The following is a 13,128-nucleotide window of genomic DNA, read 5'->3' as shown; positions in this document are numbered from 1 at the left end:
GTTTCGCAGTGTCGGTATGAACAAAGGGGCCTCCAGGGGCCCCTTTGTTTTTACGGCGTTTTTTACGCCAGAGCGTTTACTGCGTTTAACTGCTGGCAATAAGCTTGTTTTTTTTGCATGCAGCCCCCATCTTGGTTTCAAGCTTACTTTTCAACTGTCATAGAGGCGAAATCATGAAGACAACCATCGAATTGCCTCTCCTGCCGTTGCGTGATGTCGTCGTCTATCCGCACATGGTTATCCCGCTGTTCGTGGGGCGCGAGAAGTCTATCGAAGCCCTCGAGGCCGCGATGACGGGCGACAAGCAGATCCTGCTGTTGGCCCAGAAAAATCCTGCTGATGATGATCCAGGCGAAGACGCCCTGTATCGCGTCGGTACCATTGCTACCGTGCTGCAATTGCTCAAGCTGCCCGATGGCACCGTCAAGGTGCTGGTGGAAGGTGAACAGCGCGGCGCGGTCGAACGCTTCATGGAGGTGGATGGCCACCTGCGCGCTGAAGTGGCGCTGATCGACGAAGTCGAGGCTCCGGAGCGCGAGTCCGAAGTATTTGTACGCAGCCTGCTCTCGCAATTTGAGCAGTATGTGCAGCTGGGCAAGAAAGTCCCGGCTGAAGTCCTTTCCTCCCTTAACAGCATCGATGAGCCAAGTCGCCTGGTCGACACCATGGCCGCGCACATGGCGCTGAAAATCGAGCAGAAGCAAGACATCCTCGAAATCATCGACCTGTCGGCCCGTGTTGAACATGTGCTGGCGCTGCTGGACGCTGAAATCGACCTGCTGCAGGTCGAGAAGCGCATCCGTGGTCGCGTGAAGAAACAAATGGAGCGCAGCCAGCGCGAGTACTACCTGAATGAGCAGATGAAGGCCATTCAGAAGGAGCTCGGCGACAGCGAGGAAGGCCACAACGAAATCGAAGAGCTGAAAAAGCGCATCGATGCCGCCGGCCTGCCGAAAGACGCACTGACCAAGGCCACCGCCGAGCTGAACAAGCTCAAGCAAATGTCGCCGATGTCGGCCGAAGCCACCGTGGTGCGTTCCTACATCGACTGGCTGGTGCAGGTGCCGTGGAAGGCCCAGACCAAGGTACGCCTGGACCTGGCGCGCGCTGAAGACATCCTCGACGCTGACCACTACGGCCTGGAAGAAGTCAAAGAACGCATCCTCGAATACCTCGCCGTGCAAAAGCGCGTGAAAAAGATTCGTGGTCCGGTGTTGTGCCTGGTCGGCCCGCCTGGTGTAGGTAAAACCTCCCTGGCCGAGTCGATTGCCAACGCCACCAACCGTAAATTCGTGCGCATGGCCCTCGGTGGTGTGCGCGATGAAGCGGAAATCCGTGGTCATCGCCGAACTTACATCGGTTCGATGCCAGGAAGATTGATTCAAAAGATGACAAAAGTGGGCGTGCGCAACCCGCTGTTCCTGCTTGATGAAATCGACAAAATGGGCAGCGACATGCGTGGCGATCCGGCCTCTGCCTTGCTGGAAGTGCTCGACCCCGAGCAGAACCACAATTTCAACGACCATTACCTGGAGGTCGACTACGACCTGTCCGACGTAATGTTCCTGTGCACCTCCAACTCCATGAACATTCCGCCAGCCCTGCTGGACCGGATGGAGGTGATTCGTCTGCCGGGTTACACCGAAGACGAGAAGATCAACATCGCCGTCAAATACCTTGCGCCCAAGCAGACTTCGGCCAATGGCTTGAAGAAAGGTGAGATCGAGTTCGAGGTCGAGGCGATCCGCGACATCGTGCGCTACTACACCCGCGAGGCCGGTGTACGGGGCCTGGAGCGCCAGATCGCGAAGATCTGCCGCAAAGCGGTCAAGGAACATGCACTGGAAAAACGCTTCTCGGTGAAGGTCACGGCCGACTCCCTTGAGCACTTCCTGGGCGTGCGGAAATTCCGCTATGGCCTGGCCGAGCAGCAGGATCAGGTCGGTCAGGTGACTGGCCTGGCGTGGACCCAGGTGGGCGGCGAGTTGCTGACCATCGAAGCCGCGGTGATCCCGGGCAAGGGCCAGCTGATCAAGACCGGTTCCCTCGGTGACGTGATGGTCGAATCCATCACGGCCGCGCAGACCGTGGTGCGCAGCCGCGCCCGGAGCCTGGGGATCCCCCTGGACTTCCACGAGAAGCACGACACTCACATCCACATGCCGGAAGGGGCGACCCCGAAAGACGGCCCTAGCGCTGGCGTAGGCATGTGCACGGCCCTGGTGTCGGCATTGACCGGCATTCCGGTGCGCGCCGATGTTGCCATGACCGGGGAAATTACCCTGCGTGGCCAGGTATTGGCTATCGGTGGCCTGAAAGAGAAATTGCTTGCTGCACACCGCGGTGGTATCAAGACCGTGATCATTCCTGAAGAGAATGTTCGCGACTTGAAGGAAATTCCGGACAATATCAAGCAAGATCTTCAGATTAAACCGGTTAAATGGATTGACGAGGTCCTGCAAATTGCGCTGCAATACGCGCCGGAGCCCTTGCCGGATGTGGCTCCGGAGATAGTTGCAAAGGACGAAAAACGCGAGTCTGATTCCAAGGAAAGAATTAGCACGCATTAATGCGTTAAAGCCTGGTGGCTTCCTTGACAGCTTTTTAGAGCCCTTGTTATAAAGCGGCTCTTAAGTGTCTGTAGGCCATTCAGCACTGGTTTTTGCTTTCACCAAAAAACTTAGAATCATACTCAATAGATATATAAGGGGACTTAGAGTGAACAAGTCGGAACTGATTGATGCTATCGCTGCATCCGCTGATATCCCGAAAGCTGCTGCTGGCCGTGCGCTGGATGCAGTAATCGAATCCGTCACTGGCGCTCTGAAGGCCGGCGACTCCGTGGTACTGGTAGGCTTCGGTACTTTCTCTGTGACTGACCGCCCAGCTCGCACTGGCCGCAACCCACAGACTGGCAAAGCACTGCAAATCGCTGCTGCCAAGAAACCAGGTTTCAAAGCCGGTAAAGCCCTGAAAGAAGCCGTTAACTAAGCTTCGATCTAGCCTTTGCCTACCCGGGTCGAACGCAGGTTCGACCTGGCAGCGGAGCGGCAGCTGACCCACGTATCCATCGGGTCGCCACGCCGGGGGTGTGGGTTCAAACCCCCGTCCGCTCCGCCAGTTACGAGAAGGCGCATCCTCGGATGCGCCTTTCTTCTATCCGGACTCTACCCACGCTCCACGGTTGCCTATTTTTGAAGTTCAACCGTTTCTGGGGGACGCATGCTGCAAAATATCAGGGACAATTCACAAGGCTGGATTGCCAAGACCATTATCGGGATCATCGTCGCATTGATGGCGTTCACCGGTATCGAAGCCATTTTCCAGGCTTCGGGTAACAGTAAGCAGGACGTGGCCAAGGTCAACGGTGAAGAAATCACCCAGACCGAATTGAGCCAGGCCGTCGACATGCAACGTCGCCAGCTGATGCAACAGCTGGGCAAGGATTTCGATGCTTCCCTGCTGGACGAAAAACTGCTGCGCGAAGCGGCCCTCAAGGGCCTGATCGATCGCAAGCTGCTGCTGCAAGGCGCCGCCGATTCCAAGTTTGGCTTCTCTGAAGCCGCGCTGGACCAAGTGATCCTGCAGACGCCGGAATTCCAGGTGGACGGCAAGTTCAACGCCGACCGTTTTGACCAGGTCACTCGTCAGTTGGGCTACAGCCGCCTGCAGTTCCGGCAGATGCTGACCCAGGAAATGCTGATCGGCCAGGTTCGCGCAGGTATTGCCGGCAGCGGTTTCGTCACCGATTCCGAAGTGCTGGCATTCGCCCGTCTGGAAAAACAGACTCGCGACTTCGCCACCGTCAACATCAAGGCCAACCCTGCGGCGGTGAAACTTACCGACGACGAGGTCAAGGCTTACTACGACCAGCACGCCAAAGAGTTCATGACCCCTGATCAAGTGGTCATCGACTATCTGGAACTGAAGAAGTCTTCCTTCTTCGACCAGGTTACCGTGAAGGACGATGAGCTGCAGGCTGCCTATCAGAAAGAAACCGCCAACCTCGCTGAACAGCGTCGTGCCGCGCACATCCTGATTGAAGTCAACGACAAGGTCACCGACGCGCAAGCCAAGGCCAAGATCGAAGAAATCCAGGCACGCCTGGCCAAAGGTGAGAAGTTCGAAGCCCTGGCCAAGGAGTTCTCCCAGGATCCAGGTTCGGCCAACAGTGGCGGCGACCTGGGCTTCGCCGGCCCTGGCGTCTACGATCCGGACTTCGAAGCGGCCTTGTACGCGTTGAACAAGGACCAGGTCTCGGCGCCGGTGCGCAGCACCTTCGGTTGGCACTTGATCAAGCTGTTGGGCGTTGAAGCACCCCAAGTGCCGACGTTTGCCAGCCTGAAAGACAAGCTGACCAAAGAGCTCAAGACCCAGCAGGTCGAGCAGCGTTTTGTCGAAGCGACCAAGCAATTGGAAGATGCGGCATTCGAAGCCTCCGACCTGGCCCAGCCAGCGTCCGACCTGAAGCTGACCGTTCACACCTCCGCGCCATTTGGCCGTGACGGTGGCGAAGGTGTCGCGGCCAACCGTGCCGTGGTCACCGCTGCGTTCAGCCCGGAAGTCCTGGATGAGGGGGCCAACAGCACCGCCATCGAGCTGGACCCGGAAACCATCATCGTGCTGCGTGCCAAAGAGCACCTGAAGCCTTCGCAACTGCCGCTGGAAAGCGTTGCAGCGGCGATTCGCACCCAGATGGCCAAGGAACGCGCCAGCGCGGCTGCCAAGGCCCACGCTGACGAGTTGATCGCCAGCCTGCGTGATGGCAAGACCCCGCTGAACCAGCCGGTCGACGGCCAGGCATGGAAGGTCACTGAAGCGGCTACCCGTAGCCAGGAAGCGATCGACCCGGCCGTGCTGCAAGCCCTGTTCCGCATGCCCAAGCCTGCGGCCAAGGACAAGCCGACCTTCACCACCGTGACCCTGGCTGACGGTAGCCTGGTGATCGTGCGCTTGAACGGCGTCAACGAAGCCGTTGCCCCAACGGACGAAGAAAAGGCGCAATACCGCCGCTTCCTCGCCTCCCGCGTGGGCCAGCAGGACTTCGCGGCCTACCGCAAGCAGCTGGAAACCAAGGCTGACATCAAGAAGTTCTGATGTTGGTTTGAACAAAAAGCCCCCGGCCTGAAAAGTCCGGGGGCTTTTTTATGTGCGCTAGACTGGGCATTCGTTATCGCCGACCCTGGAGTCTCAAGCGTGTCTATTCAAGGAAAAGAAGGCTGGGTGATCCGTCGTGCCAGCGCAGCGGATGCCCCGGCCATGCTGCAGGTATTTGACGAGGTAATTGCCTGGTTTGTCGGGATGGGTAATCACGCCCAATGGGGCACCGAGCCCTGGTCCGCATTGCCCCGGCGGGTCGCGCAAGTCACGGACGCGTGTGGCATGCCCGGTGCCTGGGTGGTTGAAACGCCTGAAGGACGGGTGCTGGCGGCACTCGTGCTGGGCGAGCCCATGCCTTACGTGCCGCCGGCGTCTGAGCCGGAAGTCTATGTGCGTTTGCTGATCGCCGCACGTGATGCCCGTGCGCGTGGGTTGGGCCGGCAGCTGTTGGCTTTCGCCGATGAGCGTGCCCGCGCTGCCGGGGTCAACCGCCTGCGCGTGGACTGTTACGCCGGCGGCACGGGCGACCTGGTGCGTTTTTACGAGGCGTGCGGGTATCAGCGTATTTCAACGTTTGACCTTGAAGGGTGGCCGGGCCAGTTGTTGGGGCGCCGCCTGTAACGCGCCGGCCAGGGCCAGTACCATCAGCAGCACAACCGCCCAGGCAAATGCGCCGACGCCCCAGCCCTGGAGCAACACACCGCCCACCAGGCCGCCGCCTGCGATGCCCAGGTTCCACACGGTCACCAGCATCGATTGCGCGGCGTCCGCCGACTCGCCGGCCGATTTGGCCAGCGCCGTTTGCAGCAGGGCCGGCAGGCCGCCGAACGCCAGGCCCCATAACGCCACGGTGAGGTAGATCACCGCTGGCAGGTTCATCCAGAACGCCAGGGCCAAGGCGACTAAACCAAACAGCGCGCAACTGATCAACAGCAGTGCACGCAACCACCGGTCAATCAACACACCGGCCAGCCAGATGCTCAACAGCGCGGCGAGGCCGAATACCAGCAGCACGCGGTCGATGTCGGCGGCAATGCCCGCCGGCACCAGCAATGGGGCGATGTAGGTGTAGAGAATGTTGTGGGCCAGTACGTAGGTAAAGGTCACCCACAGCACCGGACGAATACCCGGCAAGCTCAGCACTTGATGCAGGGCCAAGCGTTTTCCGGCCTGTTCGCCGGCGAAATCCGGCAGTTGCAGACGCGCCCCTATCAACAGCAACAGCGTCAGGCCGGTCATGAGTGCAAAGCTCAGGCGCCAGCCAACGGCGGCGCCAAGAAACGTACCTGCGGGCACACCCAACGACAGCGCCAGCGGGGCGCCCAGCATCGCCACTGCAATGGCTCGACCTTGCAGGTGTGGCGCGACCATCCGGCTGGCATACCCCGCCAGCAATGCCCACAGCAGCCCGGCGAACACGCCGGCAAAGAAGCGCGCCACCAGGGTCAGCCCATAGTGGCTGGAAAGCGCGGTCACGCTGTTGACCAGGGCGAAGCCGCCAATGGCCACCAGCAACAACGGCCGACGGCGCCAGCCGCGCGTCAACAGCGTCAGCGGGATGGCGGCGACGAGTGAGCCCAGGGCATACAGCGTCACCAGTTGGCCAACCAGTGCGGGCGACACGCCCAGGCCTTCGCCCATTTGCGGCAGCAGGCCGGCGGGCATGGCTTCGGTAAGGATGGTAATAAAACCGGCACTGGCCAAGGCCAGCAAACCACCCAGCGGTAGGGTGTCTTTTTGAGCGGTCACGGGGGAATCAGTGAGGGAAGTCATCACACTCTATCCATGCAAAAGGGCAAGCAGGCAGAGTAGGGGGCTGTTGTCCACGGAAAAACAGGCTAAGGTTCCGAACTTATCGGACGTAGGCGTCCTTAATCATTACGAGGCATCATGGACAACTTGGGCAGCCTCTCGGTATTCGTGCAGGTGGCGGAGACGCGCAGCTTCACCCTCGCAGGGCGTGTACTGGGTGTGTCATCGTCGGCCGTCGGCAAGAGCATCGCGCGGATGGAAGAGCGCCTGGGCGTGCGGCTGTTTCACCGCAGCACCCGCAGCATCACCTTGACCAGCGAGGGAGCGCTGTTCCTTGAGCGTTCGCGGCGTATCCTGGCCGAAGTCGAAGCCGCCGAGCGCGAACTGACAGAGGCCAGCGCCACGCCCCGAGGCAAGTTGCGCATCAGCGTGCCGCAAGTGCGCGGCTTGTTAATGCCGGTGCTCAGCGATTTCATGCGGGCTTACCCGGAGATCGAGTTGGATGTGGATTTCTCCGACCGCATGGTGGACGTGATCGAAGAAGGTTTCGACGCGGTGATTCGCACGGGCAAGCCGGAAGATTCGCGCCTTATGGCGCGTCACCTGGGGCATTACCAGTTGGTAGTGGTGGGCACCCCGGCCTATTTCCGCGAGCATGGCACCCCGCGACTGCCGCAGCAGTTGAGCGAGCATGCCTGCCTGCGTCACAAGTTCTGCGCCACGGGCAAGCTGGAGCCCTGGCCGTTGCGCCTGGCTGCCGGCGCCTCGGAACCTGTCTTGCGCGCCCCGTTGGTCAGTACCACCATCGAGTCCCTCAACCACGTGGTGCATGAAGGGCTGGGGATCGCCTGCCTGCCGGACTACATGGTCAATCAGGCCGTTGCCGACGGGCGCCTGCAACGGGTGCTGGATGACCACCTGGAACATCGGGGCAGTTTCTGGCTGTTATGGCCATCAAGTCGCCATGCCTCGGTCAAATTGCGCGTGTTTATTGAGCATATGTGCGCAGGGCTTTTTCCTGCGAGTGGTTCAATCTAAGGCTGTGACGTTTTACCGACAGGAATGCGCGCGCCAAGGCCTCGTTCTGTTGCACAATACCGCCCGGACCGTTTTCCTCAGGATTTTCAATGTCGACATCATTTCACTTGCGTAGCCTCGGGTTGGCGCTGGTGTTGGCGGGCGCCGCGGGCTGCTCGTCACCCAAGACCGCTATTTATGAACATGAGAATTTCGACGACTCCGGTACGTTTTCCCGGGATTACCCGGTGACTGACGTCGCCGCGTGTGAAGCCGCACGGCGCGCCTTGCTGAGCCAGGGCTACATCATCACCAGCAGCGACCCGAAACTGGTCGTGGGTAACAAGAGCTTCCAGCAGACCGGCGAAACCCACTTGCAGATCAGCTTCAACGTGGTGTGTGCCGATGATGGCAAAGGCACCAACCATTCGACGATGTTCGCCAACGCCTTGCAGGATCGCTATGCGCTGAAGAAGGTCAACAACTCCGCGAGCCTGGGGGTTGGGGTGTTGGGTTCGGTGTCGATGCCGATCGGCTCCACCGATGACTCGATGGTGAAGGTGGCGAGCGAGACCGTTTCGGCGCCGAAATTCTACGAGCGTTATTTTTCGCTGGTTGATGTGTTCCTGCCACAGGAAGTGAAGAAGGCCGAGCATATCCCCGAGCAACCTAAAGCCGAGCTGGGGGTGCCGGAACCCAAGGCCGCCCCGGCTACCGAGAAAGTCGAGCCGCCGAAGGAAGAGCCTGCCGCCCCGCAGCCTGTCTCCCAGCCCGTCACGCCACCTGCCGAGGCCGCGCCGATTGCGCCGCAGGCAGAACCCGCACCGGCCACCAGCAACCCGGACTTGCCTGCGCCGACAGAAGCGATTCCGCCCCTGCCGACGCCTGCGCAGTAGCTCAGACTGCTACGGGGTTGACTTTGTCGACGTTGATCCCGTAGCGGCTGATCGCTTCACTGACTTTCTCGCGTCCGATCACGCCGTCATCCGCCAAGGCCTTCAAGGCCGCCAGCGCGATGAAATGCCGGTCCACTTCGAAGAACGCCCGCAGGGTTTCACGGGTGTCCGATTGCCCAAAACCGTCCGTGCCCAGCGCCACAAAGCGCCGGCCGGGAACGAAGGGGCGAATCTGATCGGCAAACAGCTTCATGTAGTCCGTCGCCACCACCACCGGCCCTGTTTCACTGGCCAGGCAGTGCTCCACGTAGCTCACCCTTGGCTCGCTCTGCGGGTGCAGCAGGTTCCAGCGCTCCACGGCATGCCCGTCACGGCGCAACTCGGTGAGGCTGGTTGTGCTCCATACATTACTGTGGATGCCGAAGTCCTTGTGCAGCAACTCGGCCGCCGCAATCACTTCGCGCAGGATTGAGCCGCTGCCCATCAGTTGCACCTGGGCCTGCGTGCTGGCACTGAGCCGGTACATACCCTTGAGAATGCCGTCCTCCACACCTTCGGGCATTGCCGGGTGCGGGTAGTTTTCGTTCAGCAAGGTGATGTAGTAGTAAATGTCCTCTTGCTGCACGTACATCCGCCGCATGCCCTCGCGTATGATTACCGCCAGCTCGTAGGCAAACGTCGGGTCGTAGGACACGCAGCAAGGGATCACTGACGACAGGATATGGCTGTGCCCATCGTCATGCTGCAAGCCTTCGCCCATCAGCGTGGTGCGGCCTGCCGTGGCCCCCAGCAGGAAGCCGCGCGCCCGCGCATCGCCTGCCGCCCAGGCGAGGTCGCCAACGCGTTGGAAGCCGAACATCGAGTAGAAAATATAGAACGGCACGGTCATCACAGCGTGGTTGCTGTAGGACGTACTCGCCGCGATCCATGAGGAAATGGCGCCTGATTCATTCAGGCCTTCCTGCATGATCTGTCCGTCCTTGCTTTCCTTGTAGTAGCTCAGTTGCCCTGCGTCCTGCGGGGTGTAGAGCTGGCCTACGGCCGAGTGGATGCCGATCTGACGGAACAGGCTTTCCATACCGAAGGTACGCGACTCATCCGGCACGATGGGCACGATCAGTTTGCCCAGGTGCGGGTCCTTGAGCAGGGTGCCAAGGATGCGCACAAAGGCCATGGTGGTGGAGATTGCCCGTTCGCCGGTGTCCTTGAGCTGGGTGGCGAAGGCGGCCAGTTCGGGGATCTGCAAGGGTTCGACCACGCTGTGGCGCGCCGGTACGTAGCCGCCCAGGGCCTGGCGGCGAGCGGCGAAGTAGCGGGCCTCTTCGCTATCGGACGCGGGCTTGAGGTAGGGGATGTCGGCGAGTTGGTCGTCCGCGACGTCCAGGTCGAAACGATCGCGGAATGCTCTTACCGCATCGGCGCCCATTTTCTTCAATTGATGGTTGATGTTCTGGCCTTCGCCGGCCTCACCCATGCCGAAGCCCTTGACGGTTTTCGCCAGGATCACAGTGGGCTGGCCGCCATGGCGCACGGCAGCCGAATAGGCGTTGTAGACCTTGTCCGGGTCGTGTCCACCCCGTGAGAGTTTCCAGATTTCGTCGTCGGACATGTCCGCAACCAACGCGAGTAATTCCGGGTACTTGCCGAAGAAATGTTCGCGTACATAGGCGCCGTTCTGTGACTTGTAGTTCTGATAGTCGCCGTCCACGCATTCCATCATGCGTTGGCGCAGCAGGCCGCTTTGGTCTTTGTCCAGCAGCGCGTCCCAGCCACTGCCCCAGATCACTTTGATCACGTTCCAGCCGGCGGCGCGGTACAGGCTTTCGAACTCCTGGATCACCTTGGCGTTGCCGCGCACGGGGCCGTCCAGGCGTTGCAGGTTGCAGTTGACCACGAAGATCAGGTTGTCGAGTTTCTCGCGCCCGGCCAGGGAAATGGCGGCCAGGGATTCCGGCTGATCCATTTCACCATCACCGAGGAAGGCCCAGACCTTGCGTCCCTGGTGTTGCTTGAGGCCGCGCAATTCCAGGTAGCGCATAAAGCGCGCCTGGTAAGCGGCGGTGATGGGGCCGAGGCCCATGGACACGGTAGGGAATTGCCAGAAGTCCGGCATCAGCCGTGGGTGTGGGTAGGACGAAATACCGTCGCCACCGGCCTCGCGGCGGAAGTTGTCGAGTTGCGCTTCGCTGATGCGGCCTTCCAGGTAGGCGCGGCCGTAGATGCCGGGGGAGGAGTGACCCTGGATGTACACCAGGTCGCCCTCAAAGCTGTCGGTTCGGCCACGGAAGAAGTGATCAAAACCTACGTCGTACAGCACTGCGGCTGACGCATAGGTCGCGATGTGCCCACCGACGCCTGAGTGTTTGCCTGCACGCAACACCATTGCCATGGCGTTCCAACGGATAAACGCATTGGTACGGCGTTCGATGGCCAGGTTGCCAGGGTAGGGCAATTGACGGTCCACCGGGATTGTATTGACGTAGGGCGTGGTCACCCGCCCGTAGAAGTCGCCATGCCGCGCCACGTCGAAATCCAGCAACTGATCGATCAGGTAGTGGGCGCGCGGGCGGCCTTCGGTGGACAGCACCGATTCGATGGAGTCCAGCCACTCGCGGGTTTCCTGTGGATCGTCATCGCGTCTGACTGCGTTGTTCGGGGTCATGTGGAGGCTCCAGGGTAGGCGGATTTCAAGTGGCGGGCTCCTTGTGGGAGTGCCGGCAAATGTAATTGCAATTGCAACTACATGACCGAATCTAGCGCGGGATGAGCTACTATTGCAACCTTCTTGAAATTGCCCGGATGGTGTTGCATGTCGTCGAAAGAGCCGGATGTATGGTTCCGTTTTGTCAGGGCCCACAGGACGGTCATCCGCGAAATCGAGCGGCGCCTGGCAGAGGCGGGCCTGCCACCCTATGCCTGGTATGACGCGTTGTGGGGCCTGGAAAGCGGCCCCGACGGTACCCGCCGCATGCACGAACTGGCCGATGTGCTGGCCATCGAGCGCTACAACCTCACACGGCTGGTCGACCGCCTGGAAAAGGACGGCCTGGTGGTGCGTTCCCGCTCCGACGGCGACGGCCGCGCAGCGTTTGCCTCGATCACCGAGGCCGGTCGGGTGCTGCGTAAAAAGATGTGGAAGATCTACGAAAGCACGGTGGATGAGCTGTTCCTGTCACAGATCGAGCCCGAGCAACGCCAGTGCTTTGCCGACGCACTGGAGCGCACCGCCGGGCTGGCGATGGATGCCGGCGTCCAGACCCGCAGCCGCCGCAAAACCTAAAGCCCCACGAAAACCTTGTAGGAGCCGGCAAGCCGACTCCTACAGTCCAGCGCATTCGACTGCATAGCGATTCATCGCGGCCTGCACCTGCCGTGCGTCGATCCGCCCTTCATCCGCCAATGCCCTGAGCGCCGTTACCACGATCCAATACCGACTCGGCGCCGCCGCCTGCACCGACCCCGCGCCCAGCGCCACAAAGCGTGCATCCACGTGCGCCGCTAACTGATCGACAATCGCCTGCTGATAGCCGGTCACTGCAATCACTGGCGTTGCATTCCCGGCCAGGCAATCGCGCAGATGGCAGCTGCGCTTGGGCACCCCGGGGGGCAGGCGATTCCAGCGTTCAGCCGCGCCAGCCTCGCGGGCCAGTCGTGTGTAGCTGGGGCAGCTCCACAGTTGCGCGGTGATGTCCCAGTCCTGTTCCAACAGCTGCCTGGCCTGCAGCACCTCTTCAAGCGCCCGGCCTGCGCCGAGCAGGCGCACATCCGCAGGGGTGTCAGGTTGGAGTCGGTACATGCCCTTGAGTGCGGCTTCTCGGTCCTGCTCACTCAGGGGCGCCGCGCTTTCATGATCATGCAGGGCCAGGTAATAGAACCCGGGCTTGCCGTCGACATACAGGCTACGCAACGCTGCCAGCACAATCGCTCGGGCTTCCTCGCCGGAGGCCGGGTCATACGGCGTGCAGCGCGGGTGGGTGGCGAGCCATAACGGCAGGGAAGGCTGCGCACCCTTGGGCCACCGGGAGGGTTGGTTTTCGATGTCGTTGCACAAGATGCCGCGCTGGTGGGCGGCGTCGGACAGCGCACTCAACTGCGCCGACGACTGCGCAGTGTGCAGGTACAGCAAGGGTTTTTCGACGGTATTACGGGCGAACCAACTAGGCCAATGACCCACGCGCCGCGAGCGTGACTGGCCGCGGATCACCCAGGCCTGACGGCTGAATTCGAGGGTGTCGGCCATGCTTGTCACGGTGTACAGCGGTGAGCGGCTGGCGGGCGTGGCAGCACTCAAGGCGTCGATGCAAAGCTGCGCGGCGTGTGCGGTAGCGGTGGTCATGGAGAGGGTCACCTGGCGACGAATGCC

General features: G+C 61.0%; 10 protein-coding genes. 7 read left to right on the top strand and 3 right to left on the bottom strand.

Going from position 1 to position 13,128, the window contains the following annotated elements:
• The first annotated feature begins 173 nt into the window (after nucleotides 1-173).
• From lon to KUA23_RS19430, 4 genes are all read left to right on the top strand, one after another.
• Complete coding sequence (lon, locus tag KUA23_RS19445) at nucleotides 174-2,570, top strand: endopeptidase La (protein WP_078049279.1); 2,397 nt, start codon at nucleotides 174-176, stop codon at nucleotides 2,568-2,570.
• Between the two features lie 133 nt (nucleotides 2,571-2,703).
• Nucleotides 2,704-2,991 (top strand): HU family DNA-binding protein, encoded by a 288-nt coding sequence (locus tag KUA23_RS19440; protein WP_221034285.1) that lies wholly within the window; start codon nucleotides 2,704-2,706, stop codon nucleotides 2,989-2,991.
• 231 nt (nucleotides 2,992-3,222) lie between these two features.
• Entirely contained in the window at nucleotides 3,223-5,097 is a 1,875-nt protein-coding gene (locus KUA23_RS19435) for a SurA N-terminal domain-containing protein (protein WP_078049278.1), read from the top strand.
• Nucleotides 5,098-5,196: 99 nt separating this feature from the next.
• Complete coding sequence (locus KUA23_RS19430; protein ID WP_252992681.1) at nucleotides 5,197-5,721, top strand: GNAT family N-acetyltransferase; 525 nt, start codon at nucleotides 5,197-5,199, stop codon at nucleotides 5,719-5,721.
• Here the strand turns inward: KUA23_RS19430 and KUA23_RS19425 are convergent.
• A complete protein-coding gene (locus KUA23_RS19425) occupies nucleotides 5,668-6,873 on the bottom strand; it encodes an MFS transporter (RefSeq protein ID WP_100490263.1) in 1,206 nt (401 codons plus the stop codon). The genes KUA23_RS19430 and KUA23_RS19425 overlap by 54 nt on opposite strands.
• 117 nt (nucleotides 6,874-6,990) lie before the next feature.
• Between KUA23_RS19425 and KUA23_RS19420 the strand changes: the two genes are divergently transcribed.
• Nucleotides 6,991-7,890 (top strand): LysR family transcriptional regulator, encoded by a 900-nt coding sequence (locus tag KUA23_RS19420; RefSeq protein WP_252992680.1) that lies wholly within the window; start codon nucleotides 6,991-6,993, stop codon nucleotides 7,888-7,890.
• Between the two features lie 89 nt (nucleotides 7,891-7,979).
• Complete coding sequence (locus KUA23_RS19415; protein ID WP_078049274.1) at nucleotides 7,980-8,765, top strand: DUF2242 domain-containing protein; 786 nt, start codon at nucleotides 7,980-7,982, stop codon at nucleotides 8,763-8,765.
• A gap of 1 nt (nucleotide 8,766) precedes the next feature.
• On the opposite strand, the gene aceE is transcribed toward KUA23_RS19415, so the two are convergent.
• On the bottom strand, nucleotides 8,767-11,427 hold the full coding sequence (gene aceE, locus KUA23_RS19410; protein ID WP_252992679.1) for a pyruvate dehydrogenase (acetyl-transferring), homodimeric type: 2,661 nt from the start codon (nucleotides 11,425-11,427) through the stop codon (nucleotides 8,767-8,769).
• Nucleotides 11,428-11,574: 147 nt separating this feature from the next.
• Here aceE and KUA23_RS19405 point away from each other — a divergent pair, with 147 nt between their 5' ends.
• Nucleotides 11,575-12,045: a MarR family winged helix-turn-helix transcriptional regulator gene (locus KUA23_RS19405; protein ID WP_078049272.1), complete on the top strand. Its 471-nt coding sequence runs from the start codon at nucleotides 11,575-11,577 to the stop codon at nucleotides 12,043-12,045.
• A gap of 39 nt (nucleotides 12,046-12,084) precedes the next feature.
• Here the strand turns inward: KUA23_RS19405 and KUA23_RS19400 are convergent, their stop codons facing one another.
• Nucleotides 12,085-13,101, bottom strand: a complete 1,017-nt coding sequence (locus KUA23_RS19400; protein WP_252992678.1) for a transketolase-like TK C-terminal-containing protein — start codon at nucleotides 13,099-13,101, stop codon at nucleotides 12,085-12,087.
• Nucleotides 13,102-13,128 lie beyond the last annotated feature (27 nt).

The sequence above is a fragment of the Pseudomonas pergaminensis genome (assembly GCF_024112395.2).
Lineage (GTDB): Bacteria > Pseudomonadota > Gammaproteobacteria > Pseudomonadales > Pseudomonadaceae > Aquipseudomonas > Aquipseudomonas pergaminensis.
Note: the sequence above shows the minus strand (reverse complement) of the source record. Positions and strands in the feature narration are given on the sequence as shown.